The sequence below is a fragment of the Mesorhizobium sp. M0830 genome (assembly GCF_040319965.1).
Lineage (GTDB): Bacteria > Pseudomonadota > Alphaproteobacteria > Rhizobiales > Rhizobiaceae > Mesorhizobium.
In genome coordinates this window covers 1-24,008 of the sequence record NZ_JAMYOR010000050.1, presented here as the reverse complement: position 1 = coordinate 24,008, position 24,008 = coordinate 1, and the positions used below count along the sequence as shown (strand labels likewise).

General features: G+C 63.0%; 27 protein-coding genes. 12 read left to right on the top strand and 15 right to left on the bottom strand.

Features of this window, described 5'->3' with window-relative positions:
- The first annotated feature begins 25 nt into the window (after positions 1-25).
- On the top strand, positions 26-964 hold the full coding sequence (locus tag NKI20_RS24685; RefSeq protein WP_352603181.1) for an alpha/beta hydrolase: 939 nt from the start codon (positions 26-28) through the stop codon (positions 962-964).
- Positions 965-992: 28 nt separating this feature from the next.
- On the opposite strand, the gene NKI20_RS24680 is transcribed toward NKI20_RS24685, so the two are convergent.
- From NKI20_RS24680 to NKI20_RS24670, 3 genes are all read right to left on the bottom strand, one after another.
- The gene (locus NKI20_RS24680) at positions 993-2,651 is read right to left on the bottom strand and encodes an FAD-binding dehydrogenase (RefSeq protein WP_352835214.1); all 1,659 of its coding nucleotides are present in this window, start codon (positions 2,649-2,651) and stop codon (positions 993-995) included.
- Positions 2,652-2,678: 27 nt separating this feature from the next.
- On the bottom strand, positions 2,679-3,665 hold the full coding sequence (locus tag NKI20_RS24675; protein ID WP_352835210.1) for a Gfo/Idh/MocA family protein: 987 nt from the start codon (positions 3,663-3,665) through the stop codon (positions 2,679-2,681).
- A gap of 116 nt (positions 3,666-3,781) precedes the next feature.
- On the bottom strand, positions 3,782-4,663 hold the full coding sequence (locus NKI20_RS24670) for a LysR family transcriptional regulator (RefSeq protein WP_352835207.1): 882 nt from the start codon (positions 4,661-4,663) through the stop codon (positions 3,782-3,784).
- A 96-nt stretch (positions 4,664-4,759) separates the two neighbouring features.
- Here NKI20_RS24670 and NKI20_RS24665 point away from each other — a divergent pair, with 96 nt between their 5' ends.
- Entirely contained in the window at positions 4,760-5,755 is a 996-nt protein-coding gene (locus tag NKI20_RS24665) for an aldo/keto reductase (protein WP_352835204.1), read from the top strand.
- 273 nt (positions 5,756-6,028) lie between these two features.
- On the opposite strand, the gene NKI20_RS24660 is transcribed toward NKI20_RS24665, so the two are convergent.
- From NKI20_RS24660 to infC, 8 genes are all read right to left on the bottom strand, one after another.
- Positions 6,029-6,631, bottom strand: coding sequence for a nucleotidyltransferase family protein (locus NKI20_RS24660; RefSeq protein WP_352835201.1), 603 nt, complete (start codon positions 6,629-6,631; stop codon positions 6,029-6,031).
- Positions 6,632-6,749: 118 nt separating this feature from the next.
- Positions 6,750-9,158 (bottom strand): phenylalanine--tRNA ligase subunit beta, encoded by a 2,409-nt coding sequence (pheT, locus tag NKI20_RS24655; protein WP_352835198.1) that lies wholly within the window; start codon positions 9,156-9,158, stop codon positions 6,750-6,752.
- The gene (locus tag NKI20_RS24650) at positions 9,155-9,577 is read right to left on the bottom strand and encodes a GFA family protein (RefSeq protein ID WP_352603167.1); all 423 of its coding nucleotides are present in this window, start codon (positions 9,575-9,577) and stop codon (positions 9,155-9,157) included. The genes pheT and NKI20_RS24650 overlap by 4 nt, the downstream gene beginning before the upstream one ends.
- Complete coding sequence (gene pheS, locus NKI20_RS24645; protein ID WP_352835194.1) at positions 9,574-10,671, bottom strand: phenylalanine--tRNA ligase subunit alpha; 1,098 nt, start codon at positions 10,669-10,671, stop codon at positions 9,574-9,576. Before pheS ends, NKI20_RS24650 begins: the two co-directional genes overlap by 4 nt.
- Before the next feature lie 146 nt (positions 10,672-10,817).
- The gene (gene rplT / locus NKI20_RS24640; protein WP_006201247.1) at positions 10,818-11,219 is read right to left on the bottom strand and encodes a 50S ribosomal protein L20; all 402 of its coding nucleotides are present in this window, start codon (positions 11,217-11,219) and stop codon (positions 10,818-10,820) included.
- Between the two features lie 145 nt (positions 11,220-11,364).
- Positions 11,365-11,568 carry a 50S ribosomal protein L35 gene (rpmI, locus tag NKI20_RS24635; RefSeq protein ID WP_006201248.1) on the bottom strand — a complete coding sequence of 68 codons (204 nt, stop codon included), beginning with the start codon at positions 11,566-11,568 and terminating at the stop codon, positions 11,365-11,367.
- Positions 11,569-11,772: 204 nt separating this feature from the next.
- Positions 11,773-12,399 (bottom strand): methyltransferase family protein, encoded by a 627-nt coding sequence (locus NKI20_RS24630; RefSeq protein ID WP_023761159.1) that lies wholly within the window; start codon positions 12,397-12,399, stop codon positions 11,773-11,775.
- Between the two features lie 205 nt (positions 12,400-12,604).
- Positions 12,605-13,141, bottom strand: coding sequence for a translation initiation factor IF-3 (infC, locus tag NKI20_RS24625; RefSeq protein ID WP_013528312.1), 537 nt, complete (start codon positions 13,139-13,141; stop codon positions 12,605-12,607).
- A gap of 207 nt (positions 13,142-13,348) precedes the next feature.
- Here infC and NKI20_RS24620 point away from each other — a divergent pair, with 207 nt between their 5' ends.
- The 4 genes from NKI20_RS24620 to NKI20_RS24605 all read left to right on the top strand — a co-directional run bounded on the left by NKI20_RS24620 (position 13,349) and on the right by NKI20_RS24605 (position 16,752).
- Positions 13,349-14,137: an alpha/beta hydrolase gene (locus NKI20_RS24620; RefSeq protein WP_352835189.1), complete on the top strand. Its 789-nt coding sequence runs from the start codon at positions 13,349-13,351 to the stop codon at positions 14,135-14,137.
- 4 nt (positions 14,138-14,141) lie between these two features.
- The gene (locus NKI20_RS24615) at positions 14,142-15,326 is read left to right on the top strand and encodes a benzoate/H(+) symporter BenE family transporter (protein WP_352835186.1); all 1,185 of its coding nucleotides are present in this window, start codon (positions 14,142-14,144) and stop codon (positions 15,324-15,326) included.
- Between the two features lie 75 nt (positions 15,327-15,401).
- Positions 15,402-15,881, top strand: coding sequence for a DUF2852 domain-containing protein (locus NKI20_RS24610; RefSeq protein ID WP_352603159.1), 480 nt, complete (start codon positions 15,402-15,404; stop codon positions 15,879-15,881).
- Between the two features lie 112 nt (positions 15,882-15,993).
- Positions 15,994-16,752 carry a M48 family metallopeptidase gene (locus NKI20_RS24605; protein ID WP_352603157.1) on the top strand — a complete coding sequence of 253 codons (759 nt, stop codon included), beginning with the start codon at positions 15,994-15,996 and terminating at the stop codon, positions 16,750-16,752.
- A 3-nt stretch (positions 16,753-16,755) separates the two neighbouring features.
- Here the strand turns inward: NKI20_RS24605 and NKI20_RS24600 are convergent, their stop codons facing one another.
- Positions 16,756-16,974 (bottom strand): hypothetical protein, encoded by a 219-nt coding sequence (locus tag NKI20_RS24600; RefSeq protein WP_023761153.1) that lies wholly within the window; start codon positions 16,972-16,974, stop codon positions 16,756-16,758.
- A 104-nt stretch (positions 16,975-17,078) separates the two neighbouring features.
- Here NKI20_RS24600 and NKI20_RS24595 point away from each other — a divergent pair, with 104 nt between their 5' ends.
- The 6 genes from NKI20_RS24595 to NKI20_RS24570 all read left to right on the top strand — a co-directional run bounded on the left by NKI20_RS24595 (position 17,079) and on the right by NKI20_RS24570 (position 22,688).
- Positions 17,079-17,738 carry a phosphoribosylanthranilate isomerase gene (locus tag NKI20_RS24595; protein WP_352603153.1) on the top strand — a complete coding sequence of 220 codons (660 nt, stop codon included), beginning with the start codon at positions 17,079-17,081 and terminating at the stop codon, positions 17,736-17,738.
- A 78-nt stretch (positions 17,739-17,816) separates the two neighbouring features.
- Positions 17,817-19,037, top strand: coding sequence for a tryptophan synthase subunit beta (gene trpB, locus NKI20_RS24590; RefSeq protein WP_352603151.1), 1,221 nt, complete (start codon positions 17,817-17,819; stop codon positions 19,035-19,037).
- 2 nt (positions 19,038-19,039) lie between these two features.
- A complete protein-coding gene (gene trpA / locus NKI20_RS24585) occupies positions 19,040-19,879 on the top strand; it encodes a tryptophan synthase subunit alpha (RefSeq protein ID WP_023761150.1) in 840 nt (279 codons plus the stop codon).
- A 48-nt stretch (positions 19,880-19,927) separates the two neighbouring features.
- Entirely contained in the window at positions 19,928-20,854 is a 927-nt protein-coding gene (accD, locus tag NKI20_RS24580) for an acetyl-CoA carboxylase, carboxyltransferase subunit beta (protein WP_023761149.1), read from the top strand.
- A gap of 62 nt (positions 20,855-20,916) precedes the next feature.
- Positions 20,917-22,242 carry a bifunctional folylpolyglutamate synthase/dihydrofolate synthase gene (locus NKI20_RS24575; protein ID WP_352835178.1) on the top strand — a complete coding sequence of 442 codons (1,326 nt, stop codon included), beginning with the start codon at positions 20,917-20,919 and terminating at the stop codon, positions 22,240-22,242.
- Positions 22,243-22,268: 26 nt separating this feature from the next.
- Positions 22,269-22,688 (top strand): VOC family protein, encoded by a 420-nt coding sequence (locus tag NKI20_RS24570; RefSeq protein ID WP_352835175.1) that lies wholly within the window; start codon positions 22,269-22,271, stop codon positions 22,686-22,688.
- 34 nt (positions 22,689-22,722) lie between these two features.
- On the opposite strand, the gene NKI20_RS24565 is transcribed toward NKI20_RS24570, so the two are convergent.
- From NKI20_RS24565 to NKI20_RS24555, 3 genes are all read right to left on the bottom strand, one after another.
- Positions 22,723-23,136 carry a type II toxin-antitoxin system VapC family toxin gene (locus NKI20_RS24565; RefSeq protein ID WP_352835172.1) on the bottom strand — a complete coding sequence of 138 codons (414 nt, stop codon included), beginning with the start codon at positions 23,134-23,136 and terminating at the stop codon, positions 22,723-22,725.
- On the bottom strand, positions 23,133-23,381 hold the full coding sequence (locus NKI20_RS24560; protein ID WP_023761145.1) for a hypothetical protein: 249 nt from the start codon (positions 23,379-23,381) through the stop codon (positions 23,133-23,135). The genes NKI20_RS24565 and NKI20_RS24560 overlap by 4 nt, the downstream gene beginning before the upstream one ends.
- A 70-nt stretch (positions 23,382-23,451) precedes the next feature.
- A complete protein-coding gene (locus tag NKI20_RS24555) occupies positions 23,452-23,733 on the bottom strand; it encodes a cupin domain-containing protein (protein WP_352603143.1) in 282 nt (93 codons plus the stop codon).
- Positions 23,734-24,008: the final 275 nt, after the last annotated feature.

The following is a 24,008-nucleotide window of genomic DNA, read 5'->3' as shown; positions in this document are numbered from 1 at the left end:
CCCGGGCTCTGCCCTTCCAGTGCCCATGACCGACTACAAAACCCTCATCGACGCCGAGACCTGGGCTTTCATCGAGCGGACCAATTCCTACTATCCGCCCGACACGATCGATTACACGATCGCGCAGCAGCGCGACATCTACGACCGCATGTGCCGCGAATTCTTTGCCGGCTACCCGCAAGGCGTCGCGGTCGAAACCTCCGCCATTGCAACGCGAACGCACGAGATCCCGATCCGCATTTACCGAAGCGCACGCCAAGCAGCCGTGACGGTGCTGTATTTCCATGGCGGCGGCTTCATTCTCGGCGGCCTGAACAGCCATGACGATGTCTGTGCCGAACTCTGCGACCGCACCGGCTACGAGGTGATCTCGGTCGATTACCGGCTGGCGCCGGAGCACTTGCATCCATCGGCCTTCGACGACGTGATGAGCGCCTTCGAATGGGCTGGCATCGCCCGCAGCCACCCAATTCTTCTATGCGGCGACAGCGCCGGCGGCAATCTTGCCGCCGCGGTCAGCCACGCGACACGCGGCCATGCGAAACGGCCGATCGGCCAGGTGCTGATCTATCCCGGTCTTGGCGGCGACCGGTCGAAGGGATCCTATCTCAGGCATGCCGAAGCGCCGATGCTGACCATGCGCGACATCGAATTCTACAAGAACATCCGCACCGGCGGGCGAGACGGCACCGGCGACATCACGCAGTCGCCGCTTGCCGACGCCGATTTCGCCAACCTGCCGCCGACCGTGCTGATCACCGCGCAATGCGACCCGCTGTCGTCCGACGGCGAAGCCTATCGCGACCGCATCGTCGCTGCCGGCGGACGGGCATACTGGTTCGAGGAACCGGGCCTGGTGCATGGCTATCTCAGAGCCCGGCACACGGTCGGCCGCGCCCGCGCGAGCTTCACCCGGATCGTCGATGCAGTGGCCGCGCTAGGACAGGGCGCCTGGCTCTGGTGAGTGGTTTTGTCGTCTCGCGGTTTGGGCCTTATTGCACGGCCTCGGCCGCCGCCCGGCCGGCGCTGCGGCCGGAAAAAATGCAACCGCCGAGGAAGGTGCCCTCAAGCGCCGCATAGCCATGCACGCCGCCGCCGCCGAACCCAGCGGCTTCGCCGACGGCGTAGAGTCCCGCGACCGGCTGGCCATCGGCATCCAGAACGCGGCTGTCGAGATCGGTCTGCAGGCCGCCCAGCGTCTTGCGGGTCAGGATGTTGAGCCGCACGGCGATCAGCGGGCCATTTGCAGGGTCGAGCATCTTGTGCGGCTTGGCCGTGCGGATCAGCCGGTCGCCGAGATAGGCCCGCGCCCCGCGCAAAGCGGTGATCTGCATGTCCTTTGAGAACGGATTGTCGAGCTGCCGGTCGCGGGCGCGGATTTCGCGCTCGACCTGAGCGACGTCAAGCAGCGGCTCGCCGCCGGCGAGCGCATTCATGCGGGCGACCAGCGTCGGCAGATCCGCCTCGACGATGAAGTCCTCGCCCTTCTCCATGAAGGCTTTGACAGGACCCGGAATGCCCGAGGTGGCGCGGCCGAGCACCTGGCGCCAGCTCTTGCCGGTCAAATCGGGGTTCTGCTCCGAGCCCGACAGCGCGAACTCCTTCTGGATGATCTTCTTCGTCAGGATGAACCAGGAATAATCGAAGCCGGTGCTCATGATGTGGGACAGCGTGCCCAGCGTGTCGAAGCCAGGATAGAGCGGCACGGGCAGGCGCTTGCCCCGTGCATCAAGCCACAGCGAAGACGGGCCGGGCAGGATGCGGATCGCATGGTCGGTCCAGATCGGCGACCAGTTCTTGATGCCCTCGACATAGTGCCACATGCGGTCGCGGTTGATGATCGAGCCGCCGGCCTGCTCCGTGATCGCCAGCATGCGGCCATCGACATGGTCGGGCACGCCGGCGATCATGCGCTTTGGCGCCGCGCCGAGCCGCTGCGGCCAGTTTTCGCGGACAAGCTGATGGTTGCCGCCAATGCCGCCGGAGGCGACGATCACTGCCTGCGCTCGGAATGCGAAATCGCCCGCGATGTCGCGTGAACTCTTGTGGCCGCGCTCGACAGTGCTCGGCTGCAATATGTCGCCGCGCACACCGTCAACGGTAGCACCCGTGCGGGTCAATTCATTGACGCGGTGGCGGAATTTGAAACTGATCAGCCCCTGCTTCTGGGCCTCGCGCACGCGCTGGACGAAGGGTTCCAGCACGCCCGGGCCGGTACCCCAGGTGATGTGGAAACGCGGTACCGAATTGCCGTGGCCGATGGCATTGCCGCCGCCGCGCTCGGCCCATCCCACCACGGGGAAAAATTTCAGGCCGCGCTGCAGGAGCCAGGAGCGTTTCTCGCCGGCGGCGAAGCCGACATAGGCTTGCGCCCATTGGCGCGGCCAGAAATCCTCGGGCCGATCGAAAGCCGCTGTGCCCAGCCAATCCTCCAGAGCCAGATCGTGCGAATCGCGGATGCGCATGCGCCGCTGCTCGGGCGAATCGACAAGGAAAAGGCCGCCGAACGACCAGAATGCCTGGCCGCCAAGCGATTGCTCCGGCTCCTGGTCGACGATGATGATCCGCTTGCCAGCCTCGGCAAGTTCGGCGGCGGCAACCAGCCCGGCAAGGCCGGCGCCGACAATGATCACGTCCGCGTCGTCAGACATTTTCCCCTCCCCATCAGACGGCCAAGCTCAAATTGTCTCCCAGCTGTCCTTGCCGCCGGCGCGGAAGATGGCGTCGATGACTTTCTGGTTGAGCACGGATTCCTCCAGCGTGAAGACGCGCTCCTTTCCGCCCTGTGCCGCACGCGCGAAGGTCTCGACCTCCAGCCGGTATTGCTGCGTGCCGGGAAAGCGGAACACTTGCGCCTCGGTGTGGTTCTGGTTGTGCAGTTCGACCCGGTGATGGTCGTACAGCCCGGCGTTGAAGGGCGAGAACACTTCGATGAAACCCTTCTCGCCGTGGAACACCATGACCTGGCGCGCCGCCATCTGCGTCGACAGGTAGAAGGACAGTTCGAAGTCGCCGAAATCGGCGCGGATCGAGGAGTAGATGTCGGTGCCGAATTTCTCGTCGCGTTCGATTGTCGCCTGCACGCGCAGCGGCTCCTTGCCAGTCGAAAAGCGCGTCGACACAGTCGGATAGACGCCAATGTCGGGCAGCGCGCCGCCGCCGAGATCGAGCTTGTTGCGCATATTGTTGGGGTCGACATTGTAGTAGGAGAACGCGCCCTGCACATGGCGCAGCCGGCCGATGGCGCCGCTGGCGATGAGATCGCGCACCTTGATCCATTGCGGGTGGTAGATGACCATGAACGCTTCGCAGACGAGCACTTTTTTGGCGTCGCGCAGCTTGATCAGCGGGAGAATGTCCTTGGCGTCGAGCGCCAGCGGCTTTTCGACCAGCACATGCTTGCCGGCTTCGATGGCCTTGGCTGTCCATTCGACATGTTGCGAGGTCGGCAACGGGATGTAGACGCCGTCGATTTCGTTGGAGGCGAGCAGGTCCTCATAGGAGCCGAAGGCATGGCGGGCGCCAAAGCGCTCGGCCAGTGCCTTGGCCTTCGACAGGTCGCGACTGGCGATCGCCGACAGCACACCATTCTCCGCCTCGACCATTGCCGGCAACAAATGCTCGCGGCCGATCTTGGCTGTGGACAACACACCCCATCGAAACATCAGGCTTCTCCATCACGATTTACAGGCCACGAGGTTTGCCCGATATCGGAAGAAAAGCCAATGTGCAGTGCTGGCTCATCGCCCACCATGGCCACAAGGGCAGGGTAAAGCGCCGCCTACCCGCTCACCTTGAAGAAATCGACGAAGGCGCGCAGCGCCGGGCGCATCTGGCGGCGACTGGGGTAGTAGACGAAGAACCCGTCGAAGGGCGGGCACCAGTCCTCCAGCACGCGGATCAGCCGGCCGTCGGCAAGCGGTGCCCGCACATAGTCCTCGAAGACGAAGGCAAGCCCGGCGCCATCGACCGCTGCTTGCGCGATGAGCCGATCCTCATCGAGGATCAGTGGCCCCTGCGTGGCGATCTCGATCACCTCGCCATTTCTCTCGAACTCCCAGCGGTAAAGGATACCGCTGGAGAAGCGGAAGCGGAGGCAGCGATGGTCGGCAAGGTCGCGCGGGTGGCGCGGTCTGGGCATGACCTCGAAATAGGATGGGGCGCCCACCACCGCGCCGCGAATGTCCGGCCCGATCCGCACCGCGATCATGTCACGTTGCAGACTCTCGCCGAGCCGAACGCCGGCATCGAAACCGCCTTCGACGACATCGGTGAAGCGGTCCTCGATGGCGATCTCGAGCACGATGTCGGGATAGGCCGCGGCAAAAGCGCCAAGCCGTGGCGTCAGCACCAGATGCGCTGCCGTGCGGGGTACGCTGAGCCGCAGATTGCCGGCAGGCCGATCGCGCGCTTCGATCGCCGTCTCCAGCGCCAGGTCGATCTCCGAAAGAGCTGGGCGCAATCGCTCCAGCAACTGCGCGCCTTCTTCCGTCGGCGCGACGCTGCGCGCCAACAGCCGTACGCCAAGCCGTGTTTCCAGGCTGGACACCGCGTGACTTACCGCCGACGGCGCGATTGCCATTTCCTTGGCCGCGCCGCGAAAGCTGCCGCATTGGGCAACGGTTGCCAGCACTGCCAGCTGTGAAAGATGTGCTCGGTTCATTGATCTACTTTTTAGAGCAACCCGTACAAACATGAGCGGATTATCGAACGCAAAGCAAGGCGCTATCTTCCAGGCATCACAACAAGGAGACGCGTGATGCAAACTCGCAAGCTAGGAACTGAATTGAATGTCTACCCGGTCGGCCTCGGCTGCATGGGCATGAGCTTCGCCTATGGCGGCCAGGCGGAAGCCGACGCGATTGCCACCCTGCACCGCGCCGTCGAGATCGGCGTCAACTTCTTCGACACGGCGGAAGTCTATGGCCCCTACGAGAACGAGATCCTGCTCGGCAAGGCGCTGAAGTCGGTGCGCAACAAGGTGACCATCGCGACAAAATTCGGCTTCAAGATTTTGGAAGAAGGCACCGGCATCGATCGCATGGCCGGTGTCGACAGCCGTCCCAAGCACGTCAAGGCCGTCGCCGAGGCCTCGCTGAAGCGGCTGGGCACTGACGTCATCGACCTCTACTACCAGCATCGCGTCGACCCCAACGTGCCGATCGAGGATACGGTCGGTGCCATGGCCGAATTGGTGCGCGAAGGCAAGGTGCGCGCGCTTGGCCTGTCGGAGGCGAGTGCCGCGACTATCCGCCGGGCGCATGCCGTGCATCCGATATCAGCCGTGCAGAGCGAATATTCACTGTGGAGCCGCGACCCGGAAGACGAGGTGTTCGCCGTCTGCCGCGAACTCGGCATCGGCTTTGTCCCTTACAGCCCGCTCGGCCGCGGCCTGCTCACCGGCACCATCGCCAAGCCCGAGGCATTGAGCGACGACGACTGGCGCCGTGGCCTGCCGCGCTTCCAGGCCGATGCCATGGCGGCCAACGCCGCCGTCATCGCCACGCTGGAAAAGATGGCGGCTGAAAAGGGCGTGACCACGGCACAGCTGGCGCTGGCCTGGGTGCTGCACCAGGGCGACTTCATCGTGCCGATCCCCGGCGCGCGCAAGATCCGCCATCTTGAGCAGAACACGGCTGCGGCGGAGATCGAGCTGAGCGCTGCCGAGGTAGCGGCCATAGGCGATGCGCTGTCGCCGGACAAGGTCGTTGGCAAGCGCTACACCGAGGAGCTGTTGGCGCTGGTGAATGGGTGAGTCAGGTCACCGTTGGAGGGGCGCTTCGGCGCCCCTTTTTCATGCGAACGTGACAGCGAAGGTTGCGAGAAGTCAGCGCGAAACACCCCCCTCTGTCCTGCCGGACATCTCCCCCGCAAGGGGGGAGATCGGATGCCGTTGCTGCTTTCGCCAATCGCCAAGGTTGCAGGAGGAGCGACAAGGCCGAAGCTGCCAATCTCCCTCCTTGCGGGGGAGATGGCCGGCAGGCCAGAGGGGGGTGCCTCGCGCCGACATTTTCTTATTCCGGCACTTCTACCACGGCACCACTGAAATCTCCGGCCAGGTCTCCTTCGCATGCTTGCCCTTCACCTCATGCGTGCGCTGATTGTCCATCACCCGGTTCGGCACGATGCGGAACGAGAAGATGTCGTCGAGCCCGAACGGCGCAACCAGATCGAGCTGCCCGTCCGCGTCGTGTCGCACACCGACCGCGTGGGTCTTAGAGGCGAAATAGCTGACGGATTCGCTGGAGCTCGTGTAGCGCGGGCAGGATTGACCGAACTTCTGCGGATACCACAGATGCACCCGCGCCTGGTTGCGCACCTCGACCGGCAGAGGCAGTCCTTCGAAATGCGCCGCCGCGCGGCGGATCACCGCGTCCTCCGCCTCGTAGGACAGGTCGCTGTCATCGAAATAGAACAGGTCGACATCTTTGATGCCATAGCCCGGCGGCTTGCCGGTCAGATGGTTCCAGACAGAGTTGTAGAGCGCGCCGGAGACGACCAGCCAGTCGGCAAGACCAAGCGCGCGGGCATGCGTCAGCGCTTCGCGAACAAGCGGATCGGCCGAGACGATCTCAAGAAACGCCATGCGTTGCGTTTCGAAAGGAAGGCCGGAATAGCGCAGATGGTCCATCGCCCTTTGGACGGCGATTCGCCACCTGCCTGCAAGTCTTGGTTCCTGCGCAATTCCCAAGGGAAAGCGCTATGCGTTTTTACCGGGAAAATCGCTACGCAGTTTTCCCAGAATTGCTCTAGCCGCGCAGAACGCCGCCGGTCTGCTTGCCGACATTATCGACGATGCGCTTGGCCAGCGCCTCGAAATCCTCGTCGGTCAACGTCTTCTCGACCGGCTGGATCGATACTTCGATGGCGATCGACTTCTTGCCCGCTCCGAGCGATGCCCCTTCGAAAATATCGAAGACCGAAACGCCTGATATCAGCTTCTTGTCGGCGGCGAGCGCTGCGCGCACCAGCGTGCCGGCCTCGAGGGTCTTGTCGACGACAAAAGCGAAGTCGCGCTTGACCATCTGGAAGGCGGAGAGCTCGAGCTTCGGCTTGGTCTTCGTCGGCTTGGCCTTCGGCTCGGGCACGGCATCGACGAACACTTCGAAACCGCAGAGCGGCCCGGAAGCGTCGAGGCCCTCAAGCGTCTTCGGGTGAAATTCACCGAAGGTGCCGAGCACGGTTTTCGGGCCGAGCTTGATCGTGCCGGAACGGCCGGGATGATACCAGGCCGGACCACCCGCCTCGATCTGCAGCCGCTCGACCGGCGCACCGCAGGCTTCGAGCGCGGCGACGGCATCGGCCTTGGCGTCGAACACGCCGACCGGACCGGAATTGCCGGCCCAATTGCGACCAGAACCGTCGAGCTTGGCGGTGCCGCGGCGCACGCCGGCGGCCACTCGCCGCTGCTGGTCGGCGCCGTCGCCTTCATAAGTGCCCGAAACCTCGAACAGCGCCACGTCGCCGATGCCCCTGTCGGCGTTGCGCTGGGCAGCGGCGATCAGCCCCGGCAAGAGCGACGGCCGCATGTCGGACATGTCGGCGGCGATAGGGTTGGCGAGTTTCAATGCCGTCCGGCCACCGCCGAACAGTTCGGCGTGCCTGGCCGGTATGAATGACCAGGTGACGGCTTCCATCATGCCGCGTACGGCAAGCGCGCGCTTGGCCGTACGGGTGCGGACCTGCAGCGTGGTGAGTATTCTCGCGTTGACCGCGTCATGCGCGCCGAGCGGCTGCGGGGCGATGTTGTCGACGCCGTGGATACGCATCACCTCCTCGACCAGGTCGGCCTTGCCGTCGATATCCGGACGCCAGGACGGCACCGCCACATCGATGACATCGCCCGAGCCCTCAGGCCTGAAGCCAAGGCGCGACAGGATATGGCGACTCTCCGATGTTGGCACTTCGATGCCGGTCAGCCGCTTCACTTCCGAGAGCGGGAAGGAGACGATCCTTGGTGTGTGGCCGGCATAGCCTGCCACTTCGATCTCCGTCGGCGTGCCACCGCAGAAATCGAGCACCAATCTGGTCGCCAGCTCGACGCCGGGCACCATGAATTCAGGGTCGACGCCGCGCTCGAAGCGATAGCGTGCATCGGTGATGATGCCGAGCGTGCGGCCGGTGCGCGCGGTGGTAATCGGGTCCCAAAGGGCCGATTCGATCAATACGTCCGTGGTGTTCTCGTCGCAGCCCGAATGCTCGCCGCCCATGATGCCGGCGATCGACTCGACGCCGTCTTCATCTGATATGACGCACATCTCCGGCGTCAGCGTGTATTCATGGCCGTCGAGCGCCTGTACCTTTTCGCCATCGCGCGCACGGCGCACGGTGAGATTGCCTGAGACCTTGCTGGCATCGAACACATGCAGCGGGCGGCCGCGATCGAAGGTGACGTAGTTGGTGATGTCGACCAGTGCGCTGATGGGCCTCAGACCAATGGCGATCAGCCGCTGCTGCAGCCATTTCGGCGACGGGCCGTTCTTGACGCCCTTGACCAGCCGCAGCGCGAAGCCGGGGCAGAGCTCCGGCGCTACGATCGTCACCTTGACGGGACACATGCCGTTGCCGACATGGGGCATGATGGCGCCGCCGACGAGACGGCCAAGTCCACTCGCCGCCAGATCCCTGGCGATGCCGTAGACGCTGGTGGCGTCCGGCCGGTTCGGCGTCAGGTTGATCTCGATGACCGGATCGTCGATATGCGCATAGGCCGCGAAGCTGGTGCCGACAGGCGCATCCTGGGGCAGGTCGATGATGCCGTCGTGCTCGTCCGACAGTTCCAGCTCGCGCTCGGAACACATCATGCCATGGCTTTCGACGCCCCTGATCTTGCCGACCGTCAGTGTCACGTCGATGCCGGGGACATAGGTGCCGGGCGCGGCAAAGGCGCCGATCAGACCCGCGCGGGCGTTAGGCGCGCCGCACACCACTTGCACGGGTGGCCTGCCATCGCCCGTATCCACGGTCAGCACGCGCAGCCGGTCGGCATCGGGGTGCTGAACCGCCGTCAGCACCTTGGCGATGACGAAGGGTTTCAGGCTCGACTTGTCGTCGACATGCTCGACTTCGAGGCCGATCGAGGTCAGCCGCTCGACGATCTCGCCGAGCGTGGCGTCGGTCTCGAGATGATCCTTGAGCCAGGAGAGGGTGAATTTCATTGGACTGTTCCGTCTGGTCTTTTGACGCTTGTTTTCAGATGTCTCGGCAGGTCGTCAGACATATGCAGGAAGGCAAGCTGCTCGCTGACATAGGCATGCAGCGTCGGCTCGAAATAGGCTGGTGCGTCCATGGCGCCGAGCATGAAATAGATGTCGTCCTCCAGCCGCTCGTCGACATAGGCGATGGGCGAGCCGCAAATGCCGCAGAACGAGCGCGTCACCGGGCCGTTCTCGAACATCTTCAGCGCCTTGCCTGTGAACGCGACCTGACCGGCCAGGAAGCCGACAAAGGCCGATACCGGCGCGCCGCTCGCCCGCCGGCAATCGCCGCAATGGCAATAGCTGACGTGATGCGGTTCGGCCGTGGCCTCGAACCGCACAGCGCCGCAGCGGCAGCCGCCGGCGTGCGGCGCTGTCATGCGCTTAGGCCCCCGAACAAGGTCGGCATGTCGAGCGGCCTGAAGCCGTAATGCGACAGCCAGCGCACATCCGCGTCGAAGAAGGCGCGCAGGTCCGGCATGCCGTATTTCAGCATGGCGATGCGGTCGATGCCCATGCCCCAAGCAAAGCCCTGATATTCGTCCGGATCGAGCCCGCCATGGCGCAGCACGTTGGGATGCACCATGCCGCACCCGAGGATCTCCATCCAGTCGGAGCCTTCGCCGAAGCGCACTTCGCCGGGCCGCGAGCGGTCGCACTGGATGTCGACCTCGAGGCTCGGTTCGGTGAACGGGAAGAAGGACGGCCGGAAGCGCATCTTGACCTGCGGCACCTCGAAGAAGGCCTTGCAGAACTCCTCCAGCACCCACTTCATGTTGGCGACATTCGCCGTCTTGTCGATGACGAGCCCCTCGACCTGATGGAACATCGGCGAGTGGGTGGCGTCGGAATCCTGGCGGTAGGTTTTTCCAGGAATGACGATGCGGATCGGCGGCTTCTTCGTCTCCATGGTACGGATCTGCACCGGCGAGGTGTGGGTGCGCAAAAGCTTGCGCTCGCCCTTCTCGTCCGGCTGGAAGAAGAAGGTGTCGTGCATCTCGCGCGCCGGATGGCCTTCCGGGAAGTTCAGCGCGGTGAAATTGTAATAGTCGCTCTCGATATCGGGACCTTCGGCTATGGAGAAACCAAGATCGCCGAAGATCGCCGCGATCTCGTCGATGACCTGGCTGATCGGATGGATGCGGCCGCGCTCGGCCGGCGACTGCCGCACCTGCAGCGTCACGTCGACCCTTTCGGCGGCGAGACGCGCGGTGATCGCCGCATCCCTGAGCTCGGCCTTGCGGGCCGTCAGCGCATCGGTGACGCGATTCTTGAGGCCGTTGATGGCAGGGCCTTTCACCTGGCGCTCCTCGGCGGTCATGGCGCCGAGCGTCTTCAGCATTTCGGAGATGGAACCCTTCTTGCCAAGAGCCGCGACGCGCACGGCCTCGATCGAGGCCTCGTCGGAGGCCGCTGCGATGTCGGCAAGCAGCGAGGCCTCCAGCGCTTCAAGATTTCCAGCTGTGTCGTTCACGGCGAAACTCTCTCGATCGGGCGACCGACACCATTTTGGTTCGTCGTCACCATTTTGGTTACATCAGGGTCAAAAAAGAACCCGCGCCAGCCGTGCCAGCGCGGGTTCCCCAAATCAGAATTGCGAATGCTTGGGAAGCGCTGGTCTTAGGCGACAGCGCTTTCAAAAGCGTTCGGCGTGGTGTTCTTCAGATATTCAAGCGCCACCTTGGCCTTGGCGACCAGGGCTGCGAAAGCCTGCGGCTCATGGATGGCCATGTCCGACAGGATCTTGCGATCGATCTCGATGCCGGCCTTGTTGAGGCCGTCGATGAAGCGGCCGTAGGTCAGGCCATGCTCGTGGGTCGCTGCGTTGATGCGCTGGATCCACAGCGCGCGGAACGAGCGCTTGCGGTTCTTGCGGTCGCGGTAAGCGTACTGCAGCGACTTTTCCACCGCCTGCTTGGCGATGCGGATGGTGTTCTTGCGGCGGCCGTAGAAGCCCTTGGCGGCTTTCAGGACCTTCTTGTGCTTGGCGTGCGAGGTGACGCCTCTCTTTACGCGTGCCATGTCATGATCTCCTTAAAAGCAATTCCAGGAAAAGTGCCTTGCGGTTTTCCGTTCGGAATTGCGTAAAACAAATGCGTGTCCGGACCGAATGCCTTATTTGAGCGGGATGTTATCCAAAAAGTCTGCAACTTTTTGGCATCACGCTTTAGAGGCCGTTCGGAAGAAAATTCTTGATGACCTTCTTGCCATCCGGTTCAGCCAGAACCATCGTGCCGCGGGCATTTCGAATGAACTTGTTGGAACGCTTGATCATGCCGTGACGCTTGCCGGCCGCAGCCGACAAAACTTTACCCGTACCTGTGATCTTGAACCGCTTTTTGGCGGCGGACTTGGTCTTCATCTTGGGCATTTTGCTACTCCGTTTCTATGAGGTCCCTGTCGTGCCTCCGGCACTCCACGCCTCTTGTCTTGTTCGCTTCGGGCCGACCAAAGCCCGAAAAGCAAATGAAACCGCCACGGCATGCCCTGCCGGGCGGTTTTCTTGAACGGCGGTCCTATACGTCAAAGCCGGCGGCTGTGCAACACCTGTAGAGATGCGGCTCTGCCCTTTGAGTCAGGGCAGCCGGAACAATACCGGCAGCATGCCCGACTGCTGGGCGCCGTCGATCAGTTCGAAGGCCGGCAGCGCGACGAGGAACACCAGGCCATCGAGCAGCGTGGTCAACAACAGGCGCGGCTTGAAGCTGCCGGTATCACCCTCCTGGTAAAGGGAAAGCTTCGGGAAGAAGCGCGGCACTCTCGCCAGATACGCCTGATATGTGGCGGGAAGCGCTTCCTTGAGGAATTTCTCCTCGCGCAGGATGACGATATGGAAGGCGCCCGCGCACAGAAGCGCGAAGAGAGCGATGCCGGAGAACGAGCCGATCTGTGCCCCGACGCCGGCCGCGGCTACGGTCGAGAAGACATAGAGTGGGTTGCGGGTGATCGAGTAAGGCCCGCCGGTCACCACCTCGGAAGATTTGCGCCCGCCTATGTAGAGCGTCGACCAAAGGCGCCCGACGATGCCGAGGAAAATCAGCAGCACGCCGAACATTTCGATCGACTCATGCACCGGCGTGTCGGGCGGAAAGGTCGATTGGCCGAACAGCAGCGCTGCGAACAGCACCGCCACGAGCCCGGCAAGCACCATCCGACGCGTACGCTGGTAATTGCCCAGCCCGTATTTGAGTTCTTTATCCAACCTTGGAATCCGATCATCGTAGAGCGTGATGCATGTCGCCCGAAGGCGCGGTCTTGTGACATGCATAAAAAACCGGCGATCGCAGCCTCGGCCAAAGAAAACAGGCGTCCCGCCGATCGCCGGGACGCCTTGGGATGTGATTCAGGCGGATTTAAGCGCGTTAGCGCGTCATCGTGACTGAGGTGTGTTGATAGTTCAGTACACCTTAGCGCGGCGACAGCACCATCATCATCTGCCGGCCTTCGAGCTTCGGTTCCGCTTCGACCTTGGCAATCGTCGCCACTTCCTCGCGGACCTTGTTCAAAAGCTGCATACCGAGTTCCATATGCGCCATCTCACGGCCACGGAACCGCAGCGTCAGCTTGACCTTGTCGCCTTCCTCGAAGAAGCGGCGAACCGCCTTCATCTTGGTCTCGTAGTCATGGCTGTCGATGTTCGGGCGCATCTTGATCTCCTTGATCTCGATGACCTTCTGGTTCTTGCGCGCCTCGGCCGCCTTCTTCTGGTTGGCGTATTTCAACTTGCCGAGATCGAGAATCTTGACGACGGGGGGCACCGCATTGGGCGATATCTCGACGAGATCAAGCCCAGCCTCTTCGGCGAGCAGCAATGCGTCGTTGATGGAAACATCGCCGCGGTTCTGGCCTTCGGCGTCGATAAGCTGGACCCGGGGCACCCGGATATCACGGTTGGAGCGCGGGCCATCCTTGGTCGGCGCCGCTGCTTTGAAAGGTCTGCGAATGGTCGTGGTCTCCTTGGCCGTTTCGTTCAGGGTTTGTCAGTGTTGATGCGTGGACGCGTCAATGTGGTGAGCGCGCGGGCGGAGTCAATAGCACAGCATTGATAGAAAATCACCCTGATCGCGGCCCTGCACCAAACAAAGAAACATCGCGAGCACTTTCCGCCTCGCCGCTGGCTGTGCCACAAGACCGACGTTGAGGAAAACGCCATGAACGCCACGCCCCCCGTCTTTATCGATGTCCCAATCTTTCCCGGTGTTGGGGGATCGCGCATCGCGGTGCGCCATAGTGCCGGCTCCGCGCCCGGCATCGTCTGGCTCGGCGGCTACAAGTCGGACATGCTGGGCACGAAGGCGCAGACGCTGTCGGATTGGGCGGCAAGGGAAGGCCGCGCGTTCCTGCGCCATGATTATTCCGGCCATGGCGAATCCGGCGGCGCCTTTGCCGACGGCACGATTTCGACATGGCTCGCGCAGAGCCTTGCCGTGTTCCGGCATTTCACCAAGGGCCGGCAGATCCTGGTCGGCTCCTCGATGGGCGCCTGGATCGCGCTGCGCATGGTGCAGGAATTGCACAAAGCGGGCGGCAGCAACGTCGCCGGCCTGGTGCTGCTGGCGCCGGCGCCTGATTTTACCACCGAACTGGTCGAACCGGTGCTGACCAAGGCGCAGAAGCGCGATCTCGTCAAAAAAGGTTTCTTCGAGGAGCCGTCGGACTATTCCGCCGAGCCTTACATCTATACGCGCGCTCTGATCGAGGACGGGCGCGAAAACAGGGTGATGACGGGCCCAATCGACACGCATTGTCCGGTGCACATCCTGCAGGGACTGGCCGATGCCGACGTGCCGGCAAGCCACGCGCTGAAGCTGGTCAGCTTGCTGCCGGCCGACGACGTGACCTTGTCGCTGATCCCCGATGGCGACCACCGCCTGTCGCGGCCGCAGGATCTCGACATGTTGGTGCGGGCCGTCGATGCGATGGCACAGAGGGGAAACTGACCTGATGCGCCTTTCCATTCCGATATCCGCCTTCGTCGCGGCGATCGTCGGCTTCGGCGGCACGCTGGCCATCGTCATTGCCGCCGCCAAGGCGGTCGGTGCGACGCAGATCGAGACGGCGAGCGGCGTGACCGCCATCTGTCTGGCCATGGCCATCGAGTGCCTGTGGCTATCGTGGCGCACGAAGATGCCTGTCATCACCGCATGGTCGACACCGGGCCTGGCTCTGATCGCCGCCTCGAGCGGCTTTTCGATGAACGAGGCGGTCGGCGCCTTCATGGTAACCGGCATCCTGTTGATAGTCACCGGCCTGTTCGGGCCCCTGACGCGGCTGATCGCCAGGATACCGGCGTCGGTTGCCTCGGGCATGCTGGCCGGCGTTCTCGTCAGCTTCGCCATCAACGCGGTCAAGGCCATTCCCGCCGATCCGTGGCTGATCCTGCCGTTGATAGCGACCTTTTTCGTCATCAGGCTGTTCAATCCGGCAGTGTCGGTGCTGGTGGTGCTGATAGGCGGCGGCCTCGCGGCATTTCTCACCGGCCGCGTCGGCGGCCTGCCGACACCGGAACTGTCGACGCTGACGCTGATCGCGCCGCAGTTCAGCGCCGCCGCGATCATCGGCCTCGCGCTGCCGCTCTACCTCGTCACCATGGCTTCACAGAACCTGTCGGGTCTCGCCGTGCTGCGCGCCGCCGGCTATCACCCGGAGCCGGGCCCGCTGATCGGCGTCACCGGCCTGTTTTCGCTGCTGTCGGCGCCCTTTGGCGGCTCGACCACCAATCTGGCGGCGATTTCGGCAGCGATCTGCACCGGGCCTGACGTCCATCCGGACCCCGCCGAGCGCTGGAAGACCGGCCCGTTCTATGCGCTCGCCTATCTCATCTTCGCCATTTTCGGCGCTTCGCTGGTGGCGATCTTCGCCGTCCTGCCGCAGAGCCTGATCGTGCTGGTGGCCGGTCTGGCGCTGATGTCGCCGCTTGCCAATGCTTTGTCGATCGCCTTGAAGGACGAAGGCGAACGCATGCCCGCCACCGTCACCTTCGCCGTCACCGCGTCGGGACTGACGCTGTTCGGCGTCGGCGCCGCGTTTTGGGGACTTGTTGCCGGGTTGGCCGTTCTTTTCCTCGAAGCGCTCAAAAAGCAACAATCATTTCAGCCTCTTGTCCGGTTTTGGCGGATATTGTCTTGAATCGCCGTTTTCTTCTTCCCATTTCGATTCCACGCAGCCGGTCTAGGCTGTCTCCAACCGAAGGAATGGGAGAAAATGAACACATCTGCATTGATCCGCCCGGCCTGGACGCCGGCAACCATCGCGTTGATGGTGATCGGTTTCATGGTGTTCTGGCCACTCGGCTTCGCCATGCTCGCCTACATCATCTGGGGCGACCGCCTCGACGGCTTGAAGCGTGACGTCAACCGGGCCACCGACGGCATCTTCGCCGGCTGCCGCCGTGGCTCCGACAAGGCGGCGCGCTGGGGTCACGGCTCCGCCCGCACCGGCAACGTCGCCTTTGACGACTGGCGCGAAAAGGAACTTGAGCGCCTCGCTGAGGAACGCCGCAAGCTCGACGAGATGCTGACCGAGTTCGACGACTACGCCCGCGAATTGCGCCGCGCCAAGGACCAGGACGAGTTCGACCGCTTCATGGCCAACCGCAACAAGTCGACGGCGCCGACGAAGGCCAATCCGAGCACCGGGACGACCACCAAGCGCGGCAAGGGTTCGAACCTGCTTGACGACTGACATCCAGCGACTGGTCAGATCGTGAAAAAACGGCGTCGCACGAGCGGCGCCGTTTCTTTTTTGTTCTATTCTTTGTTCTATTCGTTTTCCTCGAATCGCGTATCGTCCGGCCATGTCCTTCGGCTTCTTCCGCAATTTGACAAAGCCCAAGCCCGCGCCTGTCGAAGAGCGCGAGCATGTCGTTGCCGGCCGCTCGCTGCCGCTCAAGATCGTCGAAAACGACCGCGCCCGGCGGCTGACGCTGCGCATCGATTCCGGCGGCCGTGGCCTGCGCATTACGGTGCCGCCGGGCTTGCGCCGGGGCGAGGTGGAAAAATTCCTCGACCGCCATCAAGACTGGCTGGAACAGCGGCTGGCCAAGGTCCCGGCTCGGCCGCAGGTGCGGCCCGGCATCAAGATCCCGGTGCGTGGCGTGGCGCACCGCATCGTCCACGAGCCGTCAAAACGCGGGACCGTGACGGTGTCGAGCGATGAGCGCGGCCCGCTGCTGATCGTGCACGGTGATCGCATACACCTGCCGCGCCGCATCGCTGACTTTCTCAAGCGCGAGGCCAAGAAGGACATCGAGAAACTGGTGCTCAAGCACACCCAGGCGTTGGGCAAGCGCGCCAAGGCCGTCCGCTTCAAGGACACGTCGAGCCGCTGGGGCTCCTGCACCTCCGACGGCAATCTGTCCTTCTCCTGGCGGATCATGATGGCGCCGTCGCCGGTGATCAATTACCTCGTCGCGCATGAAGTCGCGCATCTCAAGGAGATGAACCACGGTCCGAAATTCTGGAAGCTGTGCGAGCAGCTTTGCCCGGACACCGAGCGCTGCAAGGTCTGGCTGAAGCGCAATGGCGGTGCGCTTCAGGCGATCATGTTTGAATAACCGTCAATCGTCATTCGTCGCGTTGAGTTCCTCCGGACGCAGCCCCTCTTCGCCGTGATGCGGCCAGGGCAAAAAATTGCGGTCGAAGGCATCGCTGCCGAAATAGTCGAGCGCGCGGTGCGCCTCGGCGCCGTTGAAGGCGGCCTTGTCCATCAGGTGCGCAATGACCTCGCGCGCCTGCGTGATCTTCTGCCTGAGTTCGGCAACGGTTCTCTCGGTCATGATCGTACTCCCGCCTTGTCCATCCATAGGTAGCGCCTTTGGCGTTGCCGGCAAACAGTATGCTTTTTCTCGACTCTTTTCGCTTTTCATGCCAATTCCCGCGCATGGCACTCGACATCAAGATCTGCGGCTTGAAGACCGACGGGGCAATGGCCGCGGCGCTGGCCTGTGGCGCCAGCCATGTCGGCTTTATTTTCTTTGCCAAAAGCCCACGCTATGTCGAACCTGCCGAGGCTGGCCGTCTGCGCGAAGTCGCACGCGGCAAGGCCAAAGCGGTTGCCGTCACCGTTGACGCCAGCGACGCCTTCCTGGACGAAATCGTAGCCAAGATGCAGCCCGACATGCTGCAGTTGCATGGCGCGGAAACGCCGGAGCGGGTGGCCGAGATGAAAGCCCGCTATGGCCTGCCGGTGATGAAGGCGCTGCCGCTCAGCGAGGCCGCGGATCTCGAACGGATAAAGCCGTTCGTCGGCATCGCCGACAGGTTCCTGTTCGACGCCAAGCCGCCGAAAGGCTCCGAACTGCCGGGGGGCAATGGTGTTGTCTACGACTGGCGCATCCTCGCCGGCCTTGACGCCGGCGTCGATTACATGCTTTCCGGTGGGCTCAACGCCGGCAATATCGGCGATGCCCTTCGGCTTGCCAATCCGCCCGGAATAGACATTTCCTCAGGCGTGGAAAGTGCGCCGGGCGTCAAGGATCCGGCGCTGATCGAGCAGTTTTTCCGGGCCGTCAGGGCAGCGCGCGACAACCGCGCCGCCTGACCGGTTCAATCCAGAGCATGCGGGGAACCGGTTTTCCGACAAGCATGCTCAAGAAATCAAGATGCCAGGAGATCGGCGATGAACAAGCCGGCGATACCCAATTCCTTCCGCACCGGGCCCGACGAACAGGGCATGTTCGGCATTTTCGGCGGTCGTTTCGTTGCCGAAACGCTGATGCCGCTGATCCTCGACCTGGAGCGGCACTGGAACGAGGTCAAGAACGATGCGGATTTCAGGGCTGAACTGACTGACCTCTCGACCCATTATGCCGGGCGACCTTCGAAGCTTTATTTCGCTGAAGGCCTGACACGCCATCTCGGCGGCGCGAAAGTCTATTTCAAGCGCGAGGATCTGAACCATACCGGCTCGCACAAGATCAACAATTGTCTCGGCCAGATCCTGCTGGCCAAGCGCATGGGCAAGAAGCGCATCATCGCCGAGACCGGTGCCGGCCAGCACGGCGTGGCGTCGGCCACGGTCGCGGCCCGCTTCGGCTTTCCCTGCGTCGTCTATATGGGCGCCACCGATGTCGCCCGGCAAAGCCCCAACGTCTTCCGCATGAAGCTGCTCGGCGCCGAAGTGCGGCCGGTGACCGCCGGTCACGGCACGCTGAAAGACGCCATGAACGAGGCGCTGCGCGACTGGGTCACCAATGTCGAGGATACTTACTACCTGATCGGCACCGCCGCCGGCCCACATCCCTATCCGGAACTGGTGCGCGACTTCCAGTCGGTGATCGGCACAGAGGCGCGGGCGCAGATCCTCGAGCAGGAAGGCCGGCTGCCGGACACCATCATCGCCGCTGTCGGCGGCGGTTCGAACGCCATCGGCCTGTTCCATCCCTTCCTGGACGACAAGGAGGTGCGCATTATTGGCATCGAAGCCGGCGGGCGCGGCCTCGACGGCATCGAGCATTGCGCCTCGATGAATGCCGGCGCACCGGGCGTGCTGCACGGCAACCGCACCTATCTCCTGCAGAATGCCGACGGCCAGATCATGGACGGGCATTCGATCTCGGCCGGTCTCGACTATCCCGGCGTTGGGCCGGAGCACTCCTGGCTGCGTGATTCAGGCCGCGTCGAATATGTGCCGATCCTCGACGACGAGGCGCTGGAGGCCTTCAAGCTGACGACGCGGGTCGAAGGCATCATCCCGGCGCTGGAGTCGGCGCATGCCATCGCGCATGCGGTGAAGATCGTGCCTACAATGGACAAGGACCAGATCGTGATCGTCAACCTGTCCGGCCGGGGCGACAAGGACGTACATACGGTGGCCTCGATGCTGGGCATGGAGATCTGATCATGGTGACCCGCATCGATCGCCGCATGGCGAAGCTGAAGACCGAAGGCCGCCCGGCGCTCGTCACCTATTTCATGGGCGGCGACCCGGACTACGATACCTCGCTGTCGATCATGAAGGCACTGCCGGGAGCAGGCGCCGACATCATCGAGCTCGGCATGCCGTTTTCCGATCCGATGGCTGACGGTCCGGCGATCCAGGCCGCGGGCCTCAGGGCGCTGAAAGGCGGCCAGACGCTGGTCAAGACACTCAAGATGGCGGCGGAGTTCCGGACCGGCGACAACGAGACGCCGATCGTGCTGATGGGTTATTACAACCCGATCTACATCTATGGCGTCGACCGCTTCCTCACGGACGCTATTGCCAGCGGCATCGATGGGCTGATCGTCGTCGACCTGCCGCCGGAGATGGATGAGGAACTGTGCATTCCGGCGCTGAAAGCCGGTATCAATTTCATTCGGCTGGCGACGCCGACCACCGATGACAAGCGCCTGCCCAAGGTGCTGCAAAACACGTCGGGCTTCGTGTATTATGTGTCCATGACCGGCATCACCGGCTCGGCGCTGGCCGACACCGGCAAGGTGGCGGCGGCGGTCAAGCGCATCAAGGGCCATACCGGCCTGCCGGTCTGCGTCGGCTTCGGCGTCAAGACCGCCGAGCAGGCCCGCGTGATCGGCGCCAATGCCGACGGCGTCGTCGTCGGCACCGCGATCGTCAATGCGGTGGCCAATGTGCTGGGGCCGAAAGGCGAAAAGACCGCCGACCCTGCCGAAGCCGTTGCCACGCTGGTCAGCGGCCTTGCGCAAGGTGTGCGCTCGGCCCGCCTTGCTGCCGCCGAATAGTTTCCCTACCTCTTTACCCAACTCTTCGTCAGGACAGGAGCCGAAGCGATGAACTGGATCACCAACTACGTTCGCCCGAAGATCAATTCGATGCTCGGCCGGCGCACCGACATGCCCGAGAATCTCTGGATCAAGGATCCGGAGACCGGCGAGATGGTGTTCCACAAGGATCTGGAATCCAACCAGTTCGTCATCCCTTCGTCAGGTCATCACATGAAGATCTCGGCCAAGGAGCGGCTGAAATTCTTCTTCGACGACGGAAAATACGAGACCCTGGACAACCCCAAGGTCATGCAGGACCCGCTGAAATTCCGCGACGAGAAGCGCTATGTCGACCGGCTGAAGGACGCCAAGGCCAAGACCGGCCTGGAAGACGCGATCATCAACGCGCTGGGGACCGTCGAGGGCCTGCCGGTTGTGGTCACGGTGCAGGACTTCGCCTTCATGGGCGGCTCGCTCGGTATGGCCGCCGGCGACGCCATCGTGCATGGCTTTGAAGTCGCCCTGCAGCGCAAGCGGCCGCTGATCCTGTTTGCGGCCTCCGGCGGTGCCCGTATGCAGGAAGGTATTTTGTCCCTCATGCAATTGCCGAGGACCACGGTCGGCGTCGACAGGCTGAAGGAAGCCGGTCTTCCCTACATCGTCGTCTTGACCAACCCGACCACCGGCGGCGTCACTGCCTCCTACGCAATGCTGGGCGACGTGCACATCGCCGAGCCCGGCGCGCTGATCGGCTTTGCCGGACCGCGCGTCATCGAACAGACCATCCGCGAAAAGCTGCCAGATGGTTTCCAGCGCTCCGAATATCTGATGGAGCACGGCATGGTCGACATGGTGGTGTCGCGGCTGGAATTGCGCGAAACCATCGCGCGCCTGCTCAGGATGCTGCTCAAGCTGCCGGAGGAGCAAAAGCCGATCGAGCCGGAAATCCTGCCGCCGGCTACCATTCCGACGGAAGCCCGACCGCACGCCTGACGCGACATCGTGCGCCGCGAACCACGATTGCGCGTGCTTTGCGGCCCGCATAGGATTCTTCCATGATGACGCTTGCCGCCGACCGCGAAATCGAAGCCCTGATGGCGCTTCACCCGAAGGGCTTCGACCTTTCGCTCGACCGCATTTCGCGGCTGCTGGAGCGGCTTGACAACCCGCAGGACCGGCTACCGCCGGTCATCCACATCGCCGGCACCAATGGCAAGGGTTCGTGCGCCGCGTTTTCGCGCGCCCTGCTCGAGGCGGCGGACTACCGCGTCCATGTCCACACCTCGCCGCATCTGGTCAATTGGCATGAGCGCTACCGGCTGGCCGCCGATGGCGGCGGCAGGCTGGTCGAGGACAGGGTGTTCGCCGATGCCATAGCGCGCGTCGCCAGGGCCAACGAAGGGGAGACGATCACCGTCTTCGAGATCCTCACCGCTGTCACCTTCCTCCTGTTTTCCGAACACCAGGCCGATGCAGCCATCATCGAGGTCGGGCTCGGCGGCCGTTTCGACGCCACCAATGTCGTCAAGGAGCCGGCCGTATCGGTGATCATGCCGGTGTCGCTCGATCACGAGGCCTATCTCGGCGACCGTGTCGAACTGATCGCCGCCGAAAAGGCCGGGATCATCAAGCCTGGCTGCCCGGTGGTCATCGGCGCACAGGAAAGCGAGACGGCACTGCAGGTGCTGATCGAAACCGCCGATCGGCTTGAGTGCCCGACCTTCGTCTACGGCCAGGATTTCCTCGCCTATGAGGAAAACGGCCGCATGGTCTACCAGGACGAGGACGGGTTGATGGACCTGCCGCCGCCACGGCTGCCGGGGCGCCACCAGTTCGCCAATGCGGCGGCGGCGATCGCCGCGGTCAAGGCGGCCGGTTTCGAGATCAGCCATCGCGCCGCCGAAAAGGCGATGATCAATGTCGCATGGCCAGGCCGCATGCAGAAGCTGGCGCAGGGCCGGCTGGCGGAACTGGCACCGAAGGGTGCCGACATCTGGCTGGACGGCGGTCACAATCCGGGCGCCGGCATGGTGATTGCCGAAGCGCTTGCCGAGCAGGAAGAGAAGAACCCGCGTCCGCTCTTCCTCATTTCCGGCATGATCAACACCAAGGATCAGAGCGGCTATTTCCGGGCCTTCAAGGGCCTCGCCCGGCATGTCTACACGGTGCCGGTGAGCCTCAGCGAGGCCGGCGTGCCGAACGACGAACTGGCGATCCGCGCGACCGAAGCGGGACTGACGGCCGAGCCGGTGAGTTCGGTTGCCAATGCGCTGATGCTGCTGCGCGACACCTGGGACGGCCCGCCGCCGCGCATCCTGATCGGCGGTTCATTGTACCTGGCCGGCGCGGTGCTGGCCGAGAACGGCACGCCGCCGTCCTGAGGCCAGACCTTCGAGAGGAGCCAGTCATGATCAAGGTCAGGCAGCTCGCCCATGTCTGCATCTTCGCGCATGACCTGGAAGCGACACGAAGCTTCTATCGCGACGTGCTCGGCCTCGACACCCAGTTCAATTTCCTGCGCGACGGCAAGATTTTCGGGTTCTACCTCAATTGCGGCGGGCGCAGCCATGTCGAGGTGTTCCAGAAGGACGGCACTGCATATAGCGAGCAGAACCAGATCAACCACTTTTGCCTTGAGGTTGAAAACATCGACGCGGCGATCGCCCATATCAGATCGAAAGGCGTCGATGTCACGGATAAGAAGCACGCCTGCGACGACACGTTTCAGGCCTGGATACGCGATCCCAACGGTGTGAAGATCGAGCTGTTCGAATACACCGCCAAAAGTGCGCAATTCGTCGGCGGCGATCGCATCGCCGACTGGTAGAGCATTCCGCCTGTTCCGTGAACGGTGAGACGCCCTAGAAATCCCAAGGTGAGATCAGCTCAAGGTTGGCCGGGCCGAAGTCGTTCAGGTTACGCGTTGCCAGCCGACCGCCATTCACGCGCACTGTCGCTGCAATCATGCCATCGGGTGCCGACATGCCCCGGCCCTGGCGCGTCGCCGTTCCCATAATCTCGCCATAAGCCAGAGCCGCCTCCTCCGTCAGCCCAAAAATGCGACCGGCAAAGCGATGGCGCCATTGGGAGAGACCTTGCTCCAGGCGATCGGCACGCTCGTCAGGTCGTATCTTTTGGATGCCGAAAGCGATTTCGGCAATCGCCACCGTGGGAAGCGCCAGTTCGGCATCGTTGCGGACCAGCCAAGCCATGACAGCCGCGTCAGGCGCCTTTCTAAGGCTCTCTGAAATCACATTGGTGTCGACGAAAATCAAAGCTCCGGCCCTGTATGGACCTTGCGGCTTTCCCGGATGATTTCTTCCAGATCGATGTCGACGCCAACGCTTGCCGTCAGGCGAGAGTAGAAGGCGGATGCCGGTTCTCGCCCGGCCTCCCGAATCTCATAGGATTCAAGCGCGCGTTCGACGATATCAGCTATTGAGCGGTTTTCGCGACGAGCGAGTCGATGCGCAAGATCACGTGCTTTTGCGCTGCGGACGGAAAGCTGGGGTTCGGCCATTTCAAACTCCCTTTTGAGAAAGATAGCCTTTTCTACTCCTGCCATCAAGATGGCAGATGATGGCATGCCATCACTTCAGCTCGATCTCGATGAAGGCATACTCGCCGTCATTGGCGTTGATGACGTCATGCTCGACGCCTTCCCTGCGGAAATAGGGCGCGCCCTTCTTCATCTCGGCGAAGGATTCGCCGTCCTTGGTCAACAGCTTTACCTTGCCGTCCATCAGCGGCACGACGACATAGTCGTGGCCGTGGCGGTGCCAGCCGGTGTTCTCGCCCGGCGCGAAGCGGTATTCGGTGACGATGACGCGTTCATTGTCGATGAAGACGGTGGCCTTGGCGGATCCGGTCATGTCGTTTCTCCCTGCTTGCGCTGCCAACAGAAGACATCCTGCATCGACAACAGAAGACATGGAGTGCCCGGGTGTGAGGGCCAGAGCCGCCCAGCGCATGACCTAGAAACTCGGTCTCGATTTTCCGAAAGGATCATGCGCCAATCCAATTGCTACGCGTGCGGCCATAGACGCGCGGCCCTGTAGTGACGCATCGGGTAGGGAGGCGCTTCGCAGCGCCCCCCTCCCACACCACCGTACGAGCGGTTCCGCATACGGCGGTTCATGCAGTTTGG

Bases quoted from the DNA above. Each gene is read 5' to 3' on its own strand.
- trpB (WP_352603151.1), top strand. From the start codon at position 17,817: ATGAACAAGCCGGCGATACCCAATTCCTTCCGCACCGGGCCCGACGAA.
- NKI20_RS24555 (WP_352603143.1), bottom strand. From the start codon at position 23,733: ATGACCGGATCCGCCAAGGCCACCGTCTTCATCGACAATGAACGCGTC.
- NKI20_RS24665 (WP_352835204.1), top strand. From the start codon at position 4,760: ATGCAAACTCGCAAGCTAGGAACTGAATTGAATGTCTACCCGGTCGGC.
- NKI20_RS24610 (WP_352603159.1), top strand. From the start codon at position 15,402: ATGAACACATCTGCATTGATCCGCCCGGCCTGGACGCCGGCAACCATC.
- NKI20_RS24650 (WP_352603167.1), bottom strand. From the start codon at position 9,577: ATGACAGCGCCGCACGCCGGCGGCTGCCGCTGCGGCGCTGTGCGGTTC.
- rplT (WP_006201247.1), bottom strand. From the start codon at position 11,219: ATGGCACGCGTAAAGAGAGGCGTCACCTCGCACGCCAAGCACAAGAAG.
- NKI20_RS24605 (WP_352603157.1), top strand. From the start codon at position 15,994: ATGTCCTTCGGCTTCTTCCGCAATTTGACAAAGCCCAAGCCCGCGCCT.
- NKI20_RS24685 (WP_352603181.1), top strand. From the start codon at position 26: ATGACCGACTACAAAACCCTCATCGACGCCGAGACCTGGGCTTTCATC.
- NKI20_RS24560 (WP_023761145.1), bottom strand. From the start codon at position 23,381: ATGGCCGAACCCCAGCTTTCCGTCCGCAGCGCAAAAGCACGTGATCTT.
- NKI20_RS24570 (WP_352835175.1), top strand. From the start codon at position 22,269: ATGATCAAGGTCAGGCAGCTCGCCCATGTCTGCATCTTCGCGCATGAC.
- NKI20_RS24615 (WP_352835186.1), top strand. From the start codon at position 14,142: ATGCGCCTTTCCATTCCGATATCCGCCTTCGTCGCGGCGATCGTCGGC.
- accD (WP_023761149.1), top strand. From the start codon at position 19,928: ATGAACTGGATCACCAACTACGTTCGCCCGAAGATCAATTCGATGCTC.
- NKI20_RS24600 (WP_023761153.1), bottom strand. From the start codon at position 16,974: ATGACCGAGAGAACCGTTGCCGAACTCAGGCAGAAGATCACGCAGGCG.
- NKI20_RS24660 (WP_352835201.1), bottom strand. From the start codon at position 6,631: ATGGACCATCTGCGCTATTCCGGCCTTCCTTTCGAAACGCAACGCATG.
- NKI20_RS24595 (WP_352603153.1), top strand. From the start codon at position 17,079: ATGGCACTCGACATCAAGATCTGCGGCTTGAAGACCGACGGGGCAATG.
- NKI20_RS24675 (WP_352835210.1), bottom strand. From the start codon at position 3,665: ATGTTTCGATGGGGTGTGTTGTCCACAGCCAAGATCGGCCGCGAGCAT.
- NKI20_RS24670 (WP_352835207.1), bottom strand. From the start codon at position 4,663: ATGAACCGAGCACATCTTTCACAGCTGGCAGTGCTGGCAACCGTTGCC.
- NKI20_RS24575 (WP_352835178.1), top strand. From the start codon at position 20,917: ATGATGACGCTTGCCGCCGACCGCGAAATCGAAGCCCTGATGGCGCTT.
- rpmI (WP_006201248.1), bottom strand. From the start codon at position 11,568: ATGCCCAAGATGAAGACCAAGTCCGCCGCCAAAAAGCGGTTCAAGATC.
- trpA (WP_023761150.1), top strand. From the start codon at position 19,040: ATGGTGACCCGCATCGATCGCCGCATGGCGAAGCTGAAGACCGAAGGC.
- pheT (WP_352835198.1), bottom strand. From the start codon at position 9,158: ATGAAATTCACCCTCTCCTGGCTCAAGGATCATCTCGAGACCGACGCC.
- NKI20_RS24620 (WP_352835189.1), top strand. From the start codon at position 13,349: ATGAACGCCACGCCCCCCGTCTTTATCGATGTCCCAATCTTTCCCGGT.
- NKI20_RS24680 (WP_352835214.1), bottom strand. From the start codon at position 2,651: ATGTCTGACGACGCGGACGTGATCATTGTCGGCGCCGGCCTTGCCGGG.